General features: G+C 67.4%; 16 protein-coding genes. 8 read left to right on the forward strand and 8 right to left on the reverse strand.

Going from position 1 to position 20368, the window contains the following annotated elements; translation table 11 throughout:
* Positions 1-5 precede the first annotated feature (5 nt).
* Positions 6-1910, reverse strand: coding sequence for a M14 family metallopeptidase (locus IB255_RS03990; protein ID WP_081516057.1), 1905 nt, complete (start codon positions 1908-1910; stop codon positions 6-8).
* 249 nt (positions 1911-2159) lie between these two features.
* On the opposite strand from IB255_RS03990, the gene IB255_RS03995 reads away from it, so the two are divergent.
* The 5 genes from IB255_RS03995 to rlmF all read left to right on the forward strand — a co-directional run bounded on the left by IB255_RS03995 (position 2160) and on the right by rlmF (position 7736).
* Positions 2160-3815, forward strand: coding sequence for a thiamine pyrophosphate-binding protein (locus IB255_RS03995; RefSeq protein WP_192209820.1), 1656 nt, complete (start codon positions 2160-2162; stop codon positions 3813-3815).
* 111 nt (positions 3816-3926) lie between these two features.
* Positions 3927-5756, forward strand: a complete 1830-nt coding sequence (locus IB255_RS04000; RefSeq protein WP_081516061.1) for an SLC13 family permease — start codon at positions 3927-3929, stop codon at positions 5754-5756.
* A gap of 34 nt (positions 5757-5790) precedes the next feature.
* Positions 5791-6087 carry a winged helix-turn-helix domain-containing protein gene (locus tag IB255_RS04005; RefSeq protein WP_024762881.1) on the forward strand — a complete coding sequence of 99 codons (297 nt, stop codon included), beginning with the start codon at positions 5791-5793 and terminating at the stop codon, positions 6085-6087.
* Positions 6088-6097: 10 nt separating this feature from the next.
* Positions 6098-6676, forward strand: coding sequence for a VTT domain-containing protein (locus IB255_RS04010; RefSeq protein WP_081516063.1), 579 nt, complete (start codon positions 6098-6100; stop codon positions 6674-6676).
* A 52-nt stretch (positions 6677-6728) separates the two neighbouring features.
* Positions 6729-7736, forward strand: coding sequence for a 23S rRNA (adenine(1618)-N(6))-methyltransferase RlmF (gene rlmF / locus IB255_RS04015; protein ID WP_139791472.1), 1008 nt, complete (start codon positions 6729-6731; stop codon positions 7734-7736).
* A 196-nt stretch (positions 7737-7932) separates the two neighbouring features.
* Here rlmF and IB255_RS04020 read toward each other — a convergent pair whose 3' ends face one another.
* Entirely contained in the window at positions 7933-9456 is a 1524-nt protein-coding gene (locus IB255_RS04020; protein ID WP_081516065.1) for an MFS transporter, read from the reverse strand.
* 158 nt (positions 9457-9614) lie between these two features.
* Between IB255_RS04020 and IB255_RS04025 the strand changes: the two genes are divergently transcribed.
* Positions 9615-10505: a LysR family transcriptional regulator gene (locus IB255_RS04025; RefSeq protein ID WP_081516067.1), complete on the forward strand. Its 891-nt coding sequence runs from the start codon at positions 9615-9617 to the stop codon at positions 10503-10505.
* Between the two features lie 18 nt (positions 10506-10523).
* Here IB255_RS04025 and IB255_RS04030 read toward each other — a convergent pair whose 3' ends face one another.
* Together IB255_RS04030 and IB255_RS04035 are read right to left on the reverse strand one after the other, a co-directional pair.
* On the reverse strand, positions 10524-11066 hold the full coding sequence (locus IB255_RS04030; RefSeq protein ID WP_081516069.1) for a hydrolase: 543 nt from the start codon (positions 11064-11066) through the stop codon (positions 10524-10526).
* Positions 11067-11104: 38 nt separating this feature from the next.
* The gene (locus IB255_RS04035) at positions 11105-11827 is read right to left on the reverse strand and encodes an energy transducer TonB (protein WP_192209821.1); all 723 of its coding nucleotides are present in this window, start codon (positions 11825-11827) and stop codon (positions 11105-11107) included.
* Positions 11828-11985: 158 nt separating this feature from the next.
* On the opposite strand from IB255_RS04035, the gene IB255_RS04040 reads away from it, so the two are divergent.
* Together IB255_RS04040 and IB255_RS04045 are read left to right on the forward strand one after the other, a co-directional pair.
* Positions 11986-13221 carry a dienelactone hydrolase family protein gene (locus IB255_RS04040; RefSeq protein WP_081516073.1) on the forward strand — a complete coding sequence of 412 codons (1236 nt, stop codon included), beginning with the start codon at positions 11986-11988 and terminating at the stop codon, positions 13219-13221.
* Positions 13222-13250: 29 nt separating this feature from the next.
* Positions 13251-14066, forward strand: a complete 816-nt coding sequence (locus IB255_RS04045) for a hypothetical protein (protein WP_081516075.1) — start codon at positions 13251-13253, stop codon at positions 14064-14066.
* Positions 14067-14112: 46 nt separating this feature from the next.
* Here the strand turns inward: IB255_RS04045 and IB255_RS04050 are convergent, their stop codons facing one another.
* From IB255_RS04050 to sbcD, 4 genes are all read right to left on the reverse strand, one after another.
* The gene (locus tag IB255_RS04050; RefSeq protein WP_138216203.1) at positions 14113-14604 is read right to left on the reverse strand and encodes a Dps family protein; all 492 of its coding nucleotides are present in this window, start codon (positions 14602-14604) and stop codon (positions 14113-14115) included.
* A 391-nt stretch (positions 14605-14995) separates the two neighbouring features.
* The gene (aac(6'), locus tag IB255_RS04055; RefSeq protein WP_081516079.1) at positions 14996-15451 is read right to left on the reverse strand and encodes an aminoglycoside 6'-N-acetyltransferase; all 456 of its coding nucleotides are present in this window, start codon (positions 15449-15451) and stop codon (positions 14996-14998) included.
* Positions 15451-18915: an AAA family ATPase gene (locus IB255_RS04060; protein ID WP_081516081.1), complete on the reverse strand. Its 3465-nt coding sequence runs from the start codon at positions 18913-18915 to the stop codon at positions 15451-15453. The genes aac(6') and IB255_RS04060 overlap by 1 nt, the downstream gene beginning before the upstream one ends.
* On the reverse strand, positions 18912-20132 hold the full coding sequence (gene sbcD / locus IB255_RS04065; protein ID WP_081516083.1) for an exonuclease subunit SbcD: 1221 nt from the start codon (positions 20130-20132) through the stop codon (positions 18912-18914). The genes IB255_RS04060 and sbcD overlap by 4 nt, the downstream gene beginning before the upstream one ends.
* Positions 20133-20368 lie beyond the last annotated feature (236 nt).

Below are 20368 nucleotides of genomic sequence, written 5' to 3' on the forward strand. Positions count from 1 at the left end.
GAGCCTCAGTACACCGCCCCCACCGGGTACACGTAGGCATTCACGTCATGGAACGGCGTGCGCTCGAAGAACCACTGCAGCCGCGCCTGGGCGTCCTTGGCGAAGGCCTTGTCGTCCTTGAGTTTCTTCTCGAACTCGGCCTTCAGCTTCGGGTCTTCGGCGAGCATCTTGCGCGCCATCGGCTCCATCACGTATTCCTCCGGCTCCTCGGCCACCACCAGGGTCGAGTTGAAGAAGCCCCAGGACCAGAACGAGTCCGGACTTTCCGCCGTCAGCAGGTTGACCGCCAGCACGCCCAGCGGCTGGTCGGTGTCGATCACCACCGAGCCTGCCGGGTAGGTCTGCAGGCGCTGGAACGGCTTGCCGACGCCGCTGACCAGCAGGTGCCCCTCATAACCGGGAATCTCGTTGGTGGCAGCGCGATCGGGCTCGAAACCGCCGGCCAGCTTGATGTTGTCCATGCGGTACAGGGTCACCTCGATGGGCGTCGCCTTGTCCAGAGTCTTCATCTGGATGCCATGGGACTTCAGGCGCGCGATCACCTCGCTCCACTGCACCGGCACCACATACTGCTTCGGCCGCTTCACCACCAGGTCCGGCACCGAGTTGTCGGTGACCGGCACGTTCAGCTGCTTGGGCTTGTTGCTCCAGACGATGGTCTTCTTGCCGGTGATCGGTGACACCTCATAGCGGTAATCACCCACGGTGAACGGCGTGTGCTGCGGCTCGCCCGGCTTCCAGGTGAGGATCACCTCCTTCTGCGCCGCCAGCCGTTCGCGGTCCTTGCCAATGGCCTGCTTCAGCGAGTCGGCGTTGTCGCCGATCACCTGGAACATCGCCTTGAGCATCACGTAGTTGCCCAGCACCTGGGTTTCGTAGGGGTGCAGGGCATGCTGCTCGATGAGGATCGACGGCACGTTGCGAATATCGCCGTACTGATTCGAGAAGCGCGCCAGGTCGGTGCGGTACGGGTAGTAACCCTGGGTCGGGTCCTGGTTGTCGTTGAAGCTGATGCACTCATGGACCACATGCCCGTCGCCCTCCAGCTCCTTGTACACCGGGCCGCGCATCACCTTGTCCATCCAATCGCTGGAAGCCGGCGACCAGCCGTTGCCGTTGTGGCAGTAGGAGCTGTCGTAGGGATACATGGCGCCGTCGGTGGAATGGGTGTCGGCGAAGAAGCTCAGGTCGTACTGGTTGAACACCGAGGCGACGTTGCGGATCTCCGCACTGTCGAGCTTGGTGAAGTCGCGGTTGAGGTTGTAGTTCAGGCCGTTGACCCGCCAGCCGGTGACGTCAGGGCCGTTCTGGTTGATCCGCCCGTAGGGGCTGCGGCGCAGGTCGCCGTCGATGTTCACGGTGGGGATGAAGAGGATGTTGACCTTGTCCAGCAGAGCGGCCAGCGGCTTGTCGCCGGCGGTCATGTCGCGCAGCAGCATGAACATGGCGTCCTTGCCGTTGGCCTCGCCGGGGTGGATTTCCGCTTCGACGAAGATCGTCGGCTTGCCGGACTTGTTCAGCCCCGCTGCCGACTTGTCCGCCTCGCGGCTGGCGGTCACCAGCAGCATCGGCTCGCCGGTGGCGCTGTTCTCCGGCAGGTCGCTGAGGGTGATGGCGCCGCCGGAGGCATCGGCCAGCTTCTGCAGCCACGCGCGGGTCTGGTGGTAATCGGAGGTCTGCTTGAAGCCGGTGGATTCGGCCAGGGTGATCAGCGGGTTGTCGGCCTTGGCGATGTACTTCGTGCTGGTGAGCTTCTGCTCGAACATCGCCGGGAGGATGCGGGTTTTCGCGGCGGCGCTGTAGCCGCTGTCATCGACGTACCCCGGCGCCGAAGGCAGGGCGGCATACAGGGGCAGGCTGGAGGTGGCGAAGAAGCCGGCGAGCAGTGCTCGGGACGAGAGGTGGTACATGGGAGGTTCTCCTTTTGCAGCAATATCGTCCTGCGGACGCGTCTGCGTCCGTGCATCAACCATAGACAAACATCGGGAAATGCCCGCGCGGTTCGTCGTCGCGCCCGCTCTGGCATGCACCTTTTTCAAAAGGCGTTCATTCCCCGAAGGAATGACCTTGCGAAGAATGCTCGCTTGGATCACCGCGCCGGTTCGCCGAAGATCAGCGCACAGCTGCGCCCTGCTCCCCTGCCAAGGAACCCCACGCCCATGTCCGATACTCCGGCCCGCAAAGGCGGCCAGATCCTCGTCGATGCCCTGCTGCGCCACGCGGTGGATACCGTCTACTGCATTCCCGGCGAAAGCTACCTGCCGGTACTCGATGCGCTGCACGACGCGGCCGCCATCCAGACCATCGTCACCCGCCACGAAGGCGCCGCCTCGAACATGGCCGATGCCTACGGCAAGCTCACCGGCCGCCCCGGCATCTGCTTCGTCACCCGCGGGCCGGGCGCGACCCACGCAGCCAACGGCGTGCACACGGCGATGCAGGACTCGACGCCGATGATCCTTTTCATCGGCCAGGTGGAAAGCGCGTTCAAGGGCCGCGAAGCCTTCCAGGAAGTGGACTATCGGCAGATGTTCGGCGGCCTGGCCAAGTGGGCCACCGAGGTCGACGACATCCGGCGCCTCCCCGAGATCGTCGCCCGCGCCTTCCGCGTCGCCCAGTCCGGGCGGCCCGGTCCGGTGGTGGTCGGCCTGCCGGAGGAGGTACTGTTCGGCTCTGCACAGGTCGCCGACGTAGCGCCGACGCCGATCACCCGAGCAGCGCCAAGCGCCGGTTCGCTGGCCGAACTGCGCGAGCGCCTGAGCCAGGCCCGGCGCCCGCTGCTGATCGTCGGCGGCACCGGCTGGACGCCGCAGGCCTGCGCGCAGGTTCGCGCCTTTGCCCACGCCAACCGCCTGCCGCTGGTGGCTTCGTTCCGTCGCCAGGACCTGATCGACAACCGCGACGAGCAGTACGCCGGCCAGCTCGGCTTCGGCGCCTCGCCCAAGCTCACCGCCCGCGTGCAGGAAGCCGACCTGCTGCTGGTGCTTGGCTCGCGCCTGAGTGAAACGCCCAGCGCCGGCTACAGCCTGATCCAGAGCCCACGCCCGCTGCAGAGCATGATCCACGTCTACCCCGACGCCAGCGAGCTGGGCCGCGTCTACCAGGCGGACCAGAGCATCCAGGCCGGCATGCCGGAGATCGCCGCCGCCCTCGCCGACCTCGCTCCCCTTGCCGAGACTCCCTGGGCCGACTGGACCGCCGCGGCACGCGCCGATTACCTCGGCTATATCACCCCGCCGTCGAACGCAGAATCGCCGAAGGGTGTGGACCTCACCCAGGTCGTCCAGTACCTGAACGAAACCCTGCCGGACGACGCGGTGATCAGCAACGGCGCCGGCAACTACGCCGTCTGGGTGCACCGCTTCTACCGTTATCGCTCGCCGCGCAGCCAGCTCGCCCCCACCAACGGCGCCATGGGCTACGGCTTTCCCGCCGCCATCGCCGCCAAGCTGCGGGACCCGCAGCGCAGCGTGGTGTGCTTCGCCGGCGACGGCTGCTTCATGATGTACCCGCAGGAGCTGGCTACCGCCGTGCAGTACGGCGCGGCGCTGACCGTCATCGTGGTCAATAACGGCATGCTCGGCACCATCCGCATGCACCAGGAGCGCGAGTACCCCGGCCGCATCAGCGCGACCGAGCTGCGCAACCCCGACTTCGTCGCCCTCGCCCGCGCCTTCGGTGCCCATGGCGAGCTGGTGGAGAGAACCGAGGACTTCGCCGCCGCCTTCGAGCGCGCCCAGGCCAGCGGCAAGCCGGCGCTGATCGAACTGCGCACCGATCCACAGCAGATCACCCCGGTCGCACGGCTGCCCTGAGGACCTCCAGCATCCCCCGCAGCAGCGCAGGCTTCGCTAAGCTGCACCGGGTCAAGGCATTGCGCCCGCTCCTGCGGGCACAATGGCGCCGGGAAATCGCTAGGGAAGCGCATGAGTCTGCAACTGATCTGGGTCCTCGCCCTGCTCGCCACCGCCGTCGGGCTGTTCGTCATCAACCGTCCGCGCATGGACGTGGTCGCCCTGCTGGTGATGGTCGCCCTGCCGCTGTCGGGCATCCTCAGCGTGCAGGAATCACTGGCCGGCTTCGCCGATCCCAACGTCATCCTGATCGCCGCGCTGTTCGTCATCGGCGAAGGCCTGGTGCGCACCGGCGTGGCCTATCGCATCGGCGAATGGCTGACCCGCCGTGCCGGCGCCAGCGAGACGCGCCTGTTGGTGCTGCTGATGCTCGCCGTGGCCGGGCTCGGCTCGGTGATGAGTTCCACCGGCGTGGTCGCCATCTTCATTCCCGTGGTGCTGAGCATCGCCGCGCGCCTGCACGTGTCGCCGCGCCGGCTGATGATGCCGCTGAGCTTCGCCGGGCTGATCAGCGGCATGCTCACCCTGGTCGCCACCGCGCCCAACGTGGTGATTCACAGCGAGCTGGTGCGCGAAGGTTCGAAGGGTTTCGGCTTCTTCAGCTTCACGCCGTTCGGCCTGGTGGTGCTGGTGCTCGGCGTCGGCTACATGCTGGTGGCGCGGCGCTGGCTGGGCGATGACGGCGACGACGACGGGCAGCGCGTCAAGCGCCGCACACTGGGCGACCTGATCCGCGACTACCAGCTCGCCGGCCGCGAGCGCCGCCTGCGCATCCGCCCCGATTCGCAATTGGTGGGCAAGAGCCTGGGCGACATCGAGCTGCGCGCCCGCGCCGGCACCAACGTGGTGGCCATCGAGCGCATGGTGCACTTCCGCCTGAAGATACTGAGCCCCGGTGCCAACATCGTGCTGCACGCCGGCGACGTGCTGCTGGTGGATATCTACGGCGAGCGCAGCGACCTGCTGGGCATGTACCACGAGTTCGGCCTCGAGCCACTGAGCCTCCAGGGCGACTACTTCACCGAACGCGCCCACGAAGTGGGCATGGCCGAGGTGACGATGCCGCCGGAGTCCGTCCTGCTCGGCAAGAGCGTGCTGGACCTGGAGTTCCGCAGCCAGTTCGGCCTCAACGTGGTCGGCCTGCGGCGCAACCGCGAAGCCCTGGTGGAAGGCCTGCTGGACGCCAAGCTGAAGGTCGGCGACACCCTGCTGGTGATCGGCGGCTGGAAGGAAATCCGCCAGCTTCAGGCGCGCGCCCGCGACTTCCTGGTGCTCAGCCTGCCCGCCGAGGTGGACGAAGCCGCCCCCGCCGCCAGTCAGGCTCCCCACGCACTGTTCAGCCTGGCGGTAATGGTGGTCCTGATGGTCAGCGGGCTGGTGCCCAACGTCATGGCGGCGCTGATCGCCTGCCTGCTGATGGGTTCGTTCCGCTGCATCGACATGGACAGCGCCTACCGCGCCATCCACTGGCAGAGCCTGCTGCTGATCGTCGGCATGCTGCCCTTCGCCCTGGCGCTGCAGAAGACCGGCGGTATCACCCTGGCGGTCAACGGCCTGGTCGGTGCACTCGGCGGGGCCGGGCCCTATGCCATCCTCGCCAGCCTGTTCGTGCTGACCGCGGTGATCGGCCTGTTCATCTCCAACACCGCCACCGCCGTGCTCATGGCGCCGGTCGCCATCGCCACGGCCAAGGCCCTGGGCGCCTCCCCGGAAGCCTTCGCGATGATCGTCGCGCTGGCCGCGTCGGCCGCCTTCATGACGCCGATTTCCTCACCGGTGAACACCCTGGTGCTGGGGCCGGGGCGCTATCGTTTCGCCGATTTCGTCAAGGTTGGCGTACCCTTCACGATTCTGGTGATGATCGTCAGCGTTGTGCTGGTACCCTGGCTGCTGCCGCTGTAGCCGCCCATTACAAGATCGCCAAGGAATCGTCTCGATGGAAGTGAGCAAGACCAAAAGCAGTTTCTACCGCCGCCTCTACGTGGCCTGGCTGATCGACAGCGGCACCGCCACCAGTGTCCCGGCGCTGATGGAAGCCACCGGCATGCCCCGGCGCACCGCCCAGGACACCCTGGCCGCGCTGGCCGACCTGGACATCGACTGCGCCTTCGAGCAGCACGACGGCGAGCGCAACAACGCCGGCCACTACCGCATCCGCGACTGGGGCGCCATCGATCCGCGCTGGATCGCCGCGCACCTGCCGAAGATCAAGGACATCCTGCAGTACCCCTGAGCCCGCCCGCATGCTTGCCGTCCCACCCACCCTCTGGCGCTTTCGCCGACTGATCCTGCTGCTAGCCTTCGCCGTGGTGCTGGTGCTGCTCTATCGCGCCAGCGGGCTGCATGAGGAGTTCAGCCTCGATTACCTGCGCAACGAGCTGACTGACAACCGCCTGCGCGGCCTGCTGCTGTTCGTCGGCCTGTTCGCCCTGGGCAACCTGCTGCACATCCCCGGCCTGCTGTTCCTCGCCGCCGCCGTGCTGGCCATGGGCAAGCTGTGGGGCGGGCTGATCACCTACTGCGCGGCGGTGTTCTCCTGCGGCTTCACCTTCCTGATCGTGCGCGCCGTCGGCGGCAATGGCCTGCGCCTGCTGAACAACAAGCTGACCCGCGCGGTGTTCAGCCACCTCGACCAGCGCCCGGCAAGCAGCGTGTTCCTGCTGCGCCACGCCTTCATCACCTCGCCGACGCTGAACTACAGCCTCGCGCTGTCGGGCATCGGTTTCTGGCCCTACATGCTCGGCACCCTGCTCGGCCTGCCGATTCCGCTGCTGCTCTGCTGCCTGCTGTTCGACCGCCTGGGCAACGTGCTGCTCGGCTGAAGCGCCCAACTGTGGGAAAATCGCCCACCGCCTCCCAGCCCCGCGCGCCCTCATGTCGAAAGCACCCAGACCGCCCAAACGCCCCGCCGCCCTGGCAAAGCCTGCCCAGCCCCTGCGCGACCCCGCCGCCAAGCGCCCGAACCTGCTGCACCCGCGCAACCGCCACCAGGGGCACTACGACTTCCCGGCGCTGATCGAAGGCTGCCCGGAGCTGGGCCGTTTCGTCATCACCAACCCCTACGGCAAGCCGAGCATCGATTTCGCCAGCCCCGAGGCGGTGCGCGTGTTCAACCGCGCGCTGCTGAAAGCGCAGTACGGCATCGGCCAGTGGAACATCCCCGCCGGCTTCCTCTGCCCGCCGATCCCCGGCCGAGCGGACTACGTGCACTACCTCGCCGACCTGCTCGCCGAGGAAAACGGCGGCAGCGTGCCGCGCGGGCCGGACGTGCGCATACTGGACATCGGCGTCGGCGCCAACTGCATCTACCCGTTGATCGGCCACCGCGACTACGGCTGGCGCTTCCTCGGCTCGGACATCGAACCCGCTGCCCTGGCCTCCGCCCACGCCATCGTCAACGACAATCCGGGCCTGAGCGATGCCATCGAACTGCGCCAGCAGCACGATCCGAAACACATCTTCCGCGGCCTGCTCGACGCCGACGAGCGCTTCGACGCGACCCTGTGCAACCCGCCCTTCCACTCCTCGCCCGAGGAAGCCAGCAGTGGCAGCCGGCGCAAATGGAAGAACCTCGGCAAGCTCGACCCGTCGCGCCAGCTGCCCAAGCTGAACTTCGGCGGGCAGAGCAACGAGCTGTGGTGCGAAGGCGGCGAGATCGCCTTCCTGCGCAAGCTGGCGATGGAAAGCGCCGAGGTCGGCCAGCAGGTCCGCTGGTTCAGCTCGCTGGTGTCCAAGGCCGGCAACCTCGACGACTTCCGCCGCGCGCTGAAGAAGGCCGGCGCCATTTCCATGCGCACCGTGGACATGGCCCAGGGGCAGAAGCAGAGCCGCTTCGTCGCCTGGACCTTCCTCGAACCGGAACACCGCCGAGGACGACCGTAGGTCGCATAACGCGGCACGCGTTATCCGCCGTCCACCGCCACGCAAGGGCCGGCGGATAACCGCAAGCGGTTATTCGCCCTACAACCTCGAACCGGAACACCACCGAGTACGACCGTAGGGCGCATAACGCGGCACGCGTTATCCGCCGTCTACCGCCGTGCAGAGGTCGGCGGATAACCGCAAGCGGTTATTCGCCCTACACCTCGGCAGCCAGCACCGGCGCGCGTTTCCGGCCCAGCAGCAGAAACACCAGCCCGGCGACCACGAAGGTCACGCCCGCCAGCAGCTCCAGCACCCGACTGAACACCGCCACGTAGTCGCTGCGCAGTTGCTCGGGCGCCAGCTGCGGCAGTTGCTCGACCACCGCCGCCAAGTTGCCGATGGCCAGCTGGTTCGCACTCATCAGGCGCTCCGCCGCGGCCAGGCCCAGCGGCTGCAGTTGCGCCGCGAGCAGGGTCGCCAGCAAGGCGCCGACCACGGCGATGGCCACCGCGTCGGCGGACACCCGCACCGTGTTGAAGATGCCCGTCGCCATGCCAGCACGTTCGCGCTCGACCACGCTCACTGCCAGGCCATCCATCAGCCCCCACGGCAGGCCAATGCCGATGCCGATCACCAGCAGCGGCATATCCGGCGCGACACCGCCCGCCAGGTTTCGCGCCAGCCAGAGCAAGCCACCCGCGACGATCAGCAGGCCGATCGCCGACAGGCTGCCAGCGCTGAAGTGCTTCGCCAGCAGCGCCGCCAGGAAGGGCACCACCAGCAGCGGCGCCGACAGCGCCAGCATGGTCCAGCCGGCCTGCAGCGCGCCCTGCCCCTCGATGCCGATGAAGCGCCCCGGCAACAGCACGATCAGCACCACATAGGCGAACGCTGGCGACGCGCCCAGCAGTTGCACGCCAACGAAACGCCATTGGCTGAACAGCGACAGGTCCAGCAACGGGCGCTCCACGCGGCGTTCGACGGCAATGAACACGACCAGCAACACGCCGCTCAGCACCAGCGTCGCGATTACCGGGATGCTAGCCCAGCCCTGTTCCGGCGCCAGCAGCAGGCCGTAGGTGAACAGGCTGAGCGCGGCGGTGAAGCTCAGCGCGCCGGGCCAGTCCAGGCCGCGCGCCTGCGGGTCACGGGTCTCGCGGCAGAAGCGCACCACCACCGGAACCGAGGCCAGCGCGCACACCGCCGGGACCAGGAACACCCAGCGCCAACCCGGCCCGTCGGTGAGCCAGCCGGCGAGCAGCGGGCCGAACGCCAGGCCGACGCCGAAAGTAGTGCCCAGCAGGCTGAACACCCGTGTGCGGATCGGCCCGTCGAACTCCTGCGCCAGCGCCGCCATGGCGGCGGCGAAGGCAGCCGAACCGCCCGCGCCCTGGACCAGGCGCAACCCGTCGATGGCCGCCACCGAACCGGCCAGCGGGATCGCCAGGGTGGTCACGCAGAACAGCGCCAGGCCGACCAGCCAGACGCGCTTGCGCCCGTAAACGTCCGCCAGGCTGCCAGCCCCCATCATCGCCGCGCCGTAGGCCAGCACATAGCCGTTGACGATCCAGTTCAGCGCCACCGCCGAGCCGCCCAGCTCATGGGCAATGGCCGGCAGCACCACGGCCGGGCCGGTGAAGCACAGGGGAATCAGCACCGCCGTCAGGCTGGCGGCGAGCAACAACAGCCAGCGCGAGGCTTCGGATCGGTTTTCAGGAGTGTCGTGGGAGGGCTTCATGGTGGGTCCGCAAGGAATCGAGGAAGACCGGCCCAAAGCTAATCAACCCGGCATTGCGGAAAAACAGGCTAGAATTCCGAACAAAACGGACATCTTTGTCCGCAATCGATCCCCCATCGCGCGGCACAATGGCGGCCCGCCCGCACGGACACCTTTCCATGGACAGCCTCAACGGCCTGCGCGTCTTCCTCCAGGTTGCCGACTCCCTGAGCTTCGCCCAGGCCGCGCGCCTGCTCGGCCTCTCCGCCTCGGCGGTGGGCAAGAGCATCGCTCGTCTCGAGGAGCGCCTGGGCGTGCGCCTGTTCCACCGCAGCACGCGCAGCCTGAGCCTGTCCAACGAAGGCCAGCTGTTCCTCGAACGCTGCCGGCGCATCCTCGACGAGCTGGAAGCGGCGGAGCAGGAACTGGCGCTATCGACCCAGCAGGCTCGCGGCCGCCTGAAGATCAGCATGCCGCTGGTGGCCGGGCTGTTGCCGCAGGTACTGCCGGAATTCCTCCGCTGCTACCCGCGCATCCAGCTGGACATCGACTTCACCGACCGCCTGGTGGACGTCATCGAAGAGGGTTTCGACCTCGTGGTGCGCGGTGGCGAGCTGCGCGACTCACGGTTGAAGGCGCGCAAGCTGGGCGACTTCAGCCTGCTGCTGGTGGCCTCGCCCGGTTACCTGCGGCAGTACGGCACGCCGCGGCGGCCGGCGGACCTCAACCAGCACCTGTGCCTGCACTACCGCTACCCGAGCAGCGGGCTGGTGCAGCGCTGGCCGCTCGAGCTCGCCCCCGGAGAAACGGAGCCGCGTCTGGACGGCGGGCTGATCTGCAATACCGCCGACATGCTGATCAACGTCGCCAGCCAGGGCATGGGCATCGCCTGCCTGCCGGATTTCGCAGTGCGCAGCGCACTGAACGACGGCCGGCTGGTGCAGGTGCTGAGCGAACACACCACGCACCAGGGCAGCTTCCACGCGCTGTGGCCGGCGGGCCGGCGCATGCCGCTGAAGCTGCGGGTGTTCCTCGACTTCCTCGGCGACCGCCTGTTCGTCACCCGTTGAGGGGGACTCACGGGCAGTTCAGCGGATGAACTGCTTGCTGATCTCGCGGAAGACTTCCGTCCCGGCGCGCTCCAGCCACTCGAAGGCGACCATCTCCCGCGAGACGATCACCGCGCCGGCCTGGCGCATCCGCTCCAGCGCCAGCGCCTTGTCCTGCGGGCGGCGCGAGCCGACGGCCTCCGCCACCACGAACACCTCGCGGTCCTCCGCCAACAGGCCCAGCACCGTCTGCAGCACGCACACATGGGCCTCGGTGCCGCACACCACGAACTGTCGGCGATCGCCACCGGGCAACTGCGACAGGCCGGGATCGGTGACGGCCGAGAAGGCGATCTTCTCCAGCACCTCGCCTTCGACCAGCTCGGCGCGCAGCGCCGGTAGCGTCGGGCCGAGGCCCTTGGGGTACTGCTCGGTGGCCAGTACCGGCACACCCAGCCGCCGCGCGATGGCCAGCAGCCAGGCGCTGTGCTCGAGCACCGCCTCGTTGTCGTGGATGGCCGGGAACAGACGTTCCTGGATGTCGATGAGCAGCAGGCAGGCGGTTTGCGCGCGTATCAGCATGGCTAGGTTCCTCGCAGGTCCAAGCTGTGTTTTTCGGCTCAGGAGCTGGTGCTGTCAACCTGTGCGCGGCGCATCTCCTCGGCGAGCACATCGGAATAAACGGCGTCAGGCTGCTGCTGGCAGCGCTCCAGCACGCGAGGCAGAGCGGCATCGAAGCGCTTGCCGATCAGCCGGTTCTTCTCCACATCCAGCTTGCCACCGAGCTGGGCAAGGAACAGCGCGCCACTGGTCATGCGGAAGGTCGCCAGTTGATCCAGCGGTCGGTCCGGGTAGGCCTGATGGAACTCGGCGTACTGGCTGCTGATCGCGCTGCAGGGCTGGGCGAGGAGTTCGCGCACGGTGTTCGCCAGACTCTCCTCGGAGTTACCCGCCGCCTTGTCCGAGGGCAGCATCGGGGTGCCGGCTTCGGCCTGCTTGAACTCGAAGGTCTTCACCACCTGCCGTGGCGCGGGGTACTTGGCGGTGGGCTGCCAGGGCTCGAAGCGCCACCGGGATACACGCTCGCGCACGGCTTCGGCCAGCGCAGGGTTGCTCGACTCGACGATCTGCACGTTGACAACCTCGCCGCTGGCCTCGATATCGAAGGAGGTCTTCACCCTGCCATCGATACCCCGTGGCCGGAACTGCTGCGGATACTCCGGCGACGCGATGTCGCGCGGCACCAGTCGTGGGGTCTCGTCCTTCGGTACGCTGCTGCAGGCCGTCATTGCCGCTACCGCCAGCAGCAGGCCGATACGCGCGATACCCGTTGTCCTCTCCATGCGATGCAATCCCGAAGCTCCCTGTTCATGAGGGGCGCGATGGTAGCGCTGCGCCACTTTCCCTCACAAGCATCAGGCCCCCTTGGCAGGCGCCGCTCCAGCACGCACCCTATGCGGCGCCAGAACAACACAACAACGAGCCTGGGAGAAAAGGGAACATGGGCAAGAACATCAGCATCGCCGCGCGTGACGGCAGCGGCAGCTTCAGCGGTTATCTCGCGGTACCAGCCAGCGGGCACGGCCCTGGCGTGGTGATCGGCCAGGAGATCTTCGGCGTCAACGCCAACATGCGCAGCATCGCCGACAGTTATGCCGAGGAAGGCTATGTCGCACTGGTGCCCGACCTGTTCTGGCGCCTGGAGCCGAACCTGGAACTGGGCTACAGCGAAGCCGAGTTCGGCCAGGCCATCGGCCTGTTCCAGCGCTTCGACGTAGACAAGGGCGTGGACGACATCGCCGCTGCCATGGACGCCCTGCGCGCCCTGCCGGAGGTCGAGGAACGCGGCATCGGCTACGTCGGCTTCTGCCTGGGCGGCAAGCTCGCCTACCTGACCGCCGCGCGTACCGACGCGGCCTGCTCGGTGGGCTACTACGGCATGGGCATCGAGCAGATGCTCGACGAGGCGCAGAACATCAAAGGTCGCCTGGTGCTGCACTTCGCCGAGCAGGACGTGTACTGCGACGCCAGCGCCCGCGCGGCCATCGGCGAAGTCCTCGGCAAGCTGCCGAAGGCGGAAATCTACAGCTACCCCGGCGTCGACCACGCCTTCGCCCGACCGGGCGGCATGCACTTCGACAAACCCGCTGCGCTGATGGCCCACGAGCGCAGCATCGGCGCGCTCAAGCGCGAGATCGGCCCGGACTTCGACCTGTCGCAGCTGTGGGAAGACCACATCCACCACGAGTTCGCCGCCCGCGACGTGCCCGCCACCATGGCGACCATGGTCGCCCAGCCCTACGTCAACCACATCCCGACCATGACCGGCGGCGTCGGCCAGGACGAACTGGCGCGCTTCTACCGCAACCACTTCGTCCACGACAACCCGCCGGACATGAAGCTGGTGCCGATCTCCCGCACCGTCGGCGCGCTGCAGGTAGTGGACGAATTCGTCATGTGCTTCACCCACACCAGCGAGATCGACTGGATGCTTCCCGGCGTGCCGCCCACCGGCAAGTACGTGGAGATTCCCATGCTCGGCGTGATCCGCTTCCGTGGCGACAAGCTGTGCCACGAGCACATCTACTGGGACCAGGCCAGCGTGCTGGTGCAGATCGGTCTGCTCGACCCCGCCGGGCTGCCGGTGGCCGGCGTGGAGACGGCGAAGAAGCTGCTCGACGAAAGCCTGGAATCGAACACCCTGATGACCAAGTGGAAGGACAGCGAAGGTCGCTGATCTTCCTCGATCAACCCAAGGAGCACCCGATGTACCCCATAGGGAAATGGACCTGCGCCGCGCTGCTGACCCTCGCCGCCAGCGCCGGCGCAGCGGAGCGCACCGCGCAGCCTTGCGACGCAGGCACCCTGCAGACCCTGGCCGGGCTGCTCGGCCAGCAGGGCTGGCAGGCACCGGAGACCGGAGCGGCAACACCCGTGGTAGCCGCTGCGTGCAAGCCCTGGCCGGACGACCCGAAGCTGAAGGTGATTGCGGTCGCCTACAGCGCGGCGGGCGACAAGGCCGAACCGGGCGAGCGCAACCTGAACCTGCTGGTCGGCCAGCTCGACACACAAAGCGGCAAACTGGTGACGCGCAGCGACGACAGCATCGGCGAGGACGCCATGGTGGAGATCGACAGCTCCAGCCTGTGGCTCGACACCGCACGCTATCGCCTGGCGCCGGAGGTGCGCGGCTTCGGCCTGATCATCGGCAGCGTGGCGCGCGGCGCAAGCTGCCCGGACGCCTGGTCCTATGACGACTTCAGCCTCTACGCGCCGCAAGGTGACCAGCTCAAGGAGGTGTTCCGCACCTACCTGCGGCAGTGGACGACGCTCGAAGGCGTGGTCTGCGGTGGAGCCGACAAGCTGGTCATCGAGCGCTCGCAACTCACCCTGGCCATGGGCAAGGACAGTCACCACGGCTACGCCGACCTGATCGTGACGTCGAAGGTGCAGCGCGAGCACGAAGGCGACGACGTTGGCGCACCGAAGACCGTGCGCACCACCGTCAGCTACGACGGAACGCGCTATCCGTTCGAGGAGTTCTCCACCTTCTGGCAGAGCCCGCCCACGGCGGCGCAGTAACGAAAAAGGCCCCTCGCGGGGCCTTTTTCCATTGCCGGCACCAGGATCAGTGGCCGGTGTTGTCACCCCGGCGGCTGGTCTCGAAGAGGAACCAGGTGCGCTGCTCGGTCTCGTCGATCCAGTTCTCGATCAGGCTGGCGGTGGCGATGTCATGGTACTCATCGCACAAATCGTGCACTTCACGCATGTATGAAGTCAGCGATTTGTTGTCCTCCTGCAGCTCGGCCAGCATGTCCAGCGGCTGGACGAATTCGGCATCGTTGTCGAGGATGCGCTTCAGCCGCGAGATATGGCCGATGGAGCGGATGGTGTTGCCGCCGATCTTGCGGTTGCGCTCGGCGATGGCGTCGGTCATCGCGAAGATTTCGGTGGCGTGGTCGTCCAGCAGCAGGTGGTAGTCGCGGAAGTGCGGACCGCTCACATGCCAGTGGAAGTTCTTGGTCTTCAGGTACAGCGCGAAGACATCCGCCAGCAGGCGGTTGAGCGCCGCCGACAGATCGCGGGTGGCGTTCTTGCTCAGGTCCGACGGCGTGGCCAGCGCAGGGGCGCGGCGCGGAGCGGCCTTGGCAGCAGCCGGTTTGGCAGCGGCTGGCTTGGCAGCAGAGGCCTTGGTGGCGGGCTTGGCCGCGGCGGTCTTGGCGGCGGCGGGTTTGCTGGCAGCAGGCTTGGCGGCCGGCTTGGCAGCAGCGGGTTTTGCGGCAGGTTTGCTGGCCGCTTTCGCAGCCGGCTTCGCGGCGGGTTTGGCCGCTGCGGGTTTCTTCGGAGCCGATGCGGATTGCTTCATCACAAATCACCTCTACGAAAGATCACGATACCTGTGGATGCCGACCCGGGCGGGAACGGCTGACTTACGCGGTCTTGAGCCTATCTCGCCTGACGTCGATTGCAAGTTGACCGCAGTGCCGCGCTCGCGTTCCGACTGATGTGGATCAATCGTGGAGGGGCTTGCGGAAGTACACGACCCGCTCGGTTTCGACGAAGCCCAGGGCACGATGCAAGGCATGACTGACGCTGTTGTCCAGCGCCGCATCGGAGGCGAAATCCACACAGCCGCGCGCAAGGCCCCAGGCCTGTACCGCGCGCACCAGAGCCCGCGCCACGCCTTGCCGGCGGGCGACCTCACGCACGTAGATGCCTTCGAGAAACAGCACGGGCGAGCCGTCCGTGCCATTCACGTAATCGCTGCGCACCGAGGCTTCCGCCAATCCGAGCGCCCTGCCCTTTTCATCGCGGGCCAGCCACGCGCCATAGCGCTGCGGCTGCACGAGGATGTCGCGTGCCTCCTCGACGAACTCTTCCGCGTGATCGCCCGGCCAGAGTTGCAGGCGCAGGTCGATCCAGTCGGGTAGATCGTTCTCTTCGCAGTGGCGCACGGGCGTGTCCATCAGGCTTTCTCCGGCTCGGATCGCTCGGGGTTGAAACGGAAGCGTGCGTCGAGCTGGCTGTAACCCATGCCGACGCCCTTGTGTACCTTGAGTTGCACCGGGATACGTTCCTTCAACGCCTCGACGTGACTGATCACGCCGATGGTCTTGCCCGTGGCGTTGAGGCTGTCGAGGGCATCCAGCGCCACTTCCAGGGTCTCGCCGTCGAGGGTGCCGAAGCCTTCGTCGAGGAACAGCGAATCGATGCTGGTCTTGTGGCTGACCAGGTCGGACAGCGCCAGCGCCAAGGCCAGGCTGACCAGGAAGCTCTCGCCGCCCGACAGCGTCTTGCAGTCACGCGCGGTGTCGCCCTGCCAGGTGTCCACCACTTCCAGTTCCAGCTCGCCGTCGCTGCGTCGGGCCAGCTGGTAGCGACCGTGCAGGCGCTGCAGCTGGCGGTTGGCGAGGTGCACCAGGTGGTCGAGGGTCAGGCCCTGGGCGAATCGCCGGTAGCGCGCACCGTCGGAGGCACCGATCAGGCTGTTGAGGCGCTGCCAGAGATCATGTTCCTCTTCCTGCCGGGCGATTTCCGCAAACAGGCTCTGCTGGCTGGCGCGGCGATTGTCGTCGCCTTGCAGCTGGGCACGAATCTCGCCCTGGCGCTGGCCGAGTTCGCGCAGCTGAGTGGCGAGCGCTTGCAGCTGCTCGTCGAGTTCCTCCAGCGCGTGTTCGCCATGGGGCTCGGCCTGCAGGCGCTCGACGTCCTGATTCGCGGCCGCGCGCAGGGTAACGGCTTCGGTGATGGCCGTTTCCAGACGCTGGCGCAGTTCACTGAGTTCGCTGCGCCGGGCATCGTCCAGCAGCGCGGCGAGGTAGGTCGCCTCATCGGCGAACGGGCTCACCGCCAGCGCCTGCTGCCAACTCGCCAGGCGCTCGGCAAGGCGCGCCTGCTCCTGCTCCAGCCGTTCCGCCAGCGACTGCTCGCGCCCTTGCAAGGCATCGGCCTGGCGCTGGGCTGCTGCCAGCTGCTCCTCGGCCTGTACCAATGCCTGTTGTGGAGTTGCGTGAATCGCCAGCGGCTGGCGCCCATCGAAGCCAGCCGTCTGCCAACGCTGCTGCCATTGCGCGGCGATCTGTTGCGCCGCGCGGGCAGCCTGTTCGGCGTCGCGCTCGGTTGTGGCCAGCTCCTGGCTGCGCTGCTGGTCCTGCTGCCATTGCTGCCATTCCGCGGTGCGCTCGGCGAGCCATTGCTCTCCGTCGTCCGGCACGCTGTAGCCCAGTTCGCCCAGCGTGGTGGCCAGTGTCTGGTCCTGCTGTTGCAGGTCAGTACGCTGCACCGCGAGTTGCTGCGCGCGCTCTTCCTGGCGCTGGCGTTCGTGGGTCTGTTGCTGCTCGAAGAGTGCCAGCTGCTGTGCGGCTTCGGCGTGATCGCGCTCGGCGCGCTGGCGTTGCTGCTGCGCCTGCTGGAGCTGAACCCGAAGCGCTTCCAGCGCCTTCAGTTGCTGCTGCAAGGCAGCCTGCAAAGCTTCATGGCGCTCACGCTCGGCGCTGAGCTGCTGATCGTCCTTCAGCGCAATGCCCTGTGCTTCACACTGTTGCTGCCAAGCCTGCTGGTGCTGCGCCAACGCGGCCTGGGCTTCGTCCCGCTGACGCTGCCCCTGCTGCAGTTGCGCATCCAGTTCGGCCAGTTCACCCCGCAGGGCAATGCCCTGGCTTTCCAGCTCGGCCAGCTGCTGACGTGCCTGCTCCAGCGCTGACTGCGTGGAGGAAACATCCAGCGCCTGGTAGGCCGCCACCGCCGGGTGCTCCGGCGAGCCGCACAACGGGCAGGCCTCGCCGGGCTGCAACTGCGCGCGCAGATGCTCCAGCTGGTGGATGCGCTGCTCCTGCTGCAGGAGTTTTTCCTTGTCGGCGACCTGTTGTTTGGTCGCCTGATAACGCTCGCGCAGCGCGACGATGGCCGTGTCGCGCTCGGCTCTTTTCTGGCGCAGCGCATCCAGTTCGGGCTGCCAGCGCGCCAGCTGCGCAGCAGCCTGGGCGCGGGCCTGGGCCAGTTGCTCCAGACGGTCCAGCCCACGGCTATGCAGTTGCGCCTGTTGCAGGCGTTCACGCAGCTCAGTTTCAGTTGCGCCGCCCAGCAAGGCATCGAGCTGCTGCTGGTGCTGACGCTCCTGCGTGCCGGCCGTGTCGATCTGCTGCTGCATGAAGGCGACGGTGCCCTGCAGCGTCTGCCGCTGCGCGGTCGCGTTCTGCAATGCCTGGTCGGCTGCCTGCGTCTGCCGCTGCAGATCGGCAATGGCCTGCGCCAGACGCGAGCGCTGGGCGAATTGCGCGCGCCAGCCGCCGAGCAGTTCTCCCAGTTTCGCGCGCTGCGGATGCTGCGCCAGACGCGCCTGCAGTTCCTGGTGTTGTTCGCTGACAGCCTTGTGCTCGCCCTCGCGCGCAGCCAGCAACTGCTGCGCGTACTGGCTGGCCGCCCACAGAGCCTGGGCGACTGCTTCACGGTTGGACGCCTGCTGTGTGCGATTGTCCTCCAGCGCCGCGCGGCCCTGTTCAGCGCTCTCGTGGGTGCTGCGCCAGGCCTGGTGCAGCGGTTGCAGTCGTGCGGCGGGCTCGCTGTCCGCCAGGCGTTGCAGATCGGGTTGCGCCTGCTCCAGCGCCTGGCGCGCGCCTGCCTCTTTCGCACCGGCCTGCTCGACCTGCTGCTGCGCGCGGGTCAGGTCTTCGCGCCAGCGGCGTTGTGCCTGGAGTGCTGCGTGCTGTGCTTGCCAGGCGGTTTCCTGCACGGCGGCGTCGCGGCCCTGCTGTTCCAGTTCGCCGCGTTGTTCGGCGCTGAGCAGCTCGAAGCCTTCGGCGCGGGCGCGCAACTGGTCCAGCGCGCCGCGTACTTCACGAGTGCGCTCGAATACACGCTGGGAAATCAGCCCGTAGATTTCGGTACCGGTGAGCTCCTCCAGCAGCTCCGCGCGCTGGTTGGCGTTGGCCTCGAGGAAGGCGGCGAAACCGCCCTGGGCCAGCAGCATGGACTTGGTGAAGCGCTCGAAGTCGAGGCCGGTGAGCGTCTCGGTCTGCTTGAGCTTGTCGTTGATCTTGTCGGTGAGAATCTGCCCTTCACCAGTGGCGCGGTCGATGCGCACCAGCTCCACCTTTGGCGCCTGCAATGCACCTTCGGCCTTGTCGCGGGCGCGGCGCTGGCTCCAGAAGGCGCGGTAAGGCTGGCCCTTCACCTCGAATTCCACTTCGGCAAGGCAGTCGGCGGTGTGCCGGGTCATCAGTTCGTTGCCGCTCTGCGACAGCACGCTCATGCGCGGCGTGCGGTGGTACAGGGCGAGGCAGATGGCATCGAGCAGCGTGGTCTTGCCCGCCCCGGTCGGCCCGGTGATGGCGAACAGGCCGTTGCCGGCGAAGGGCTCGGCGGTGAAGTCGATCTTCCATTCGCCCTTGAGCGAGTTGAGGTTCTTCAGGCGCAGGCTGAGGATTCTCACGGGTGCTCCTCCTGCAGATCGGCCACGACCTGTCGGTAGAGCCCGGTCAGGCGCTCGCGCAGCGGCGCCTCCAGGTCCTCGGCGTCCAGGCGCTGGCGAAACACGTCTTCGGGGCTGAGTTCGTCGAGGGTTTCCCTGGCTTCGCTGAACAGCGCCGCCTGCGTGGTGCCGCGCTCGCGACGGGTGCGCAGGACGATCACCGGCAGCTCCTCGCAGAGCTTCTCGACGCGCAGCTGGATGTCGGTCAGGTAGTCGTCGGTGTGCACCATGACTTCCAGCCAGACCGGCTGCTCCGCGCTGCCTTCGCGGGCGACGCGGGCCAGTTCGGCGGGCAGCTCGGCGAGGCTGCCGGACACCGACTTCAGCGGCTGGAAGCGCGGCACCGGCAGTGCGGTGACGCTTTGCAGGCCGCTGTCATCCAGGTTCACCAGCAGCACTTCCTTGCCCTGGGTCGCCTCGTCGAAGCTCAGCGCGATGGGCGAGCCGCAATAGCGGATGTGCTCCAGGCCGCCGACCTTCTGCGGCCGGTGGATATGGCCGAGAGCGATGTAGTCCGCCGCCGGGAAGGCGCTGGTGGGGAAAGCCTCCAGGGTGCCGACGTAGATTTCCCGCACCGACTCGCTGGCGCTGGCGCCAACGGTGGTGAGGTGGCCGGTGGCGATGATCGGCAGGTGCCGGCCAAGCTGTTCGCGCTGCGCCTCGGCGCGCTCGAACAGCTCGCGGTAATGCGCCTGGATCGCCTGCTGCAGGGCCAGTTGCTTGTCCTGCGCACTCTGCCCGGCCTGGCTGGTGAGCACGTCGCGCGGACGGATGAAGGGAATCGCGCAGAGGATGGCGCCAGGCTGGCCGTCACGTTGCGGCAGCACCAGCAACTGGCGATCGAGGTCGGTGCCGACGGCGGCGATCACCTGGGTATCCAGGCAGGCCAGCAGGTCGCGGGACTCCTCCAGCATCGCCACCGAGTCGTGGTTGCCACCCAGCACCACCAGACGCGCGCCGGTATCGCGCAGCTCGACGATGAAGCGGTTGTACTGCTCACGGGCATAGCTGGGCGGCGCGCCGGTATCGAACACGTCGCCAGCGATGATTACCGCGTCCACGGCCTGCTCGCGCACCTGTTCGACCAGCCAGGCGCAGAACGCCTGGTGCTCGGCCTCGCGGCTCTTGCCCATGAAATGCTGGCCCAGGTGCCAGTCGGAGGTGTGGAGAATGCGCATGCCGTGAAGTCCGCAGCCGTGTTTCGAGGCTTGCGATGATAGCGGTTTGCGCCCTGCCGATGGCGGATTCGCCGGCCTTGCCGGCGGATCGCGGGCATGACCCACTCCTACAGGGAATCTCCTGCGCCACGGAGCCGCGGTGCTGGCGGTTCGGAAACACCTGATTCGTCACCCGTCATTCACCAGCGTCCAGGCTGGCTATCTTTTCAGGACAGCACGTCGTCACAAGGACTCCC

Source organism: Pseudomonas sp. PDM22 (assembly GCF_014851965.1).
In the GTDB taxonomy this organism is placed as follows: domain Bacteria; phylum Pseudomonadota; class Gammaproteobacteria; order Pseudomonadales; family Pseudomonadaceae; genus Pseudomonas.

Coding starts and splice junctions, on each gene's coding strand:
- IB255_RS04025 (WP_081516067.1), top strand. CDS start 9,615: ATGGACAGCCTCAACGGCCTGCGCGTCTTCCTCCAGGTTGCCGACTCC.
- IB255_RS03990 (WP_081516057.1), bottom strand. CDS start 1,910: ATGTACCACCTCTCGTCCCGAGCACTGCTCGCCGGCTTCTTCGCCACC.
- IB255_RS04005 (WP_024762881.1), top strand. CDS start 5,791: ATGGAAGTGAGCAAGACCAAAAGCAGTTTCTACCGCCGCCTCTACGTG.
- IB255_RS04020 (WP_081516065.1), bottom strand. CDS start 9,456: ATGAAGCCCTCCCACGACACTCCTGAAAACCGATCCGAAGCCTCGCGC.
- sbcD (WP_081516083.1), bottom strand. CDS start 20,132: ATGCGCATTCTCCACACCTCCGACTGGCACCTGGGCCAGCATTTCATG.
- IB255_RS04045 (WP_081516075.1), top strand. CDS start 13,251: ATGTACCCCATAGGGAAATGGACCTGCGCCGCGCTGCTGACCCTCGCC.
- IB255_RS03995 (WP_192209820.1), top strand. CDS start 2,160: ATGTCCGATACTCCGGCCCGCAAAGGCGGCCAGATCCTCGTCGATGCC.
- rlmF (WP_139791472.1), top strand. CDS start 6,729: ATGTCGAAAGCACCCAGACCGCCCAAACGCCCCGCCGCCCTGGCAAAG.
- IB255_RS04035 (WP_192209821.1), bottom strand. CDS start 11,827: ATGGAGAGGACAACGGGTATCGCGCGTATCGGCCTGCTGCTGGCGGTA.
- IB255_RS04010 (WP_081516063.1), top strand. CDS start 6,098: ATGCTTGCCGTCCCACCCACCCTCTGGCGCTTTCGCCGACTGATCCTG.
- IB255_RS04040 (WP_081516073.1), top strand. CDS start 11,986: ATGGGCAAGAACATCAGCATCGCCGCGCGTGACGGCAGCGGCAGCTTC.
- IB255_RS04030 (WP_081516069.1), bottom strand. CDS start 11,066: ATGCTGATACGCGCGCAAACCGCCTGCCTGCTGCTCATCGACATCCAG.
- IB255_RS04000 (WP_081516061.1), top strand. CDS start 3,927: ATGAGTCTGCAACTGATCTGGGTCCTCGCCCTGCTCGCCACCGCCGTC.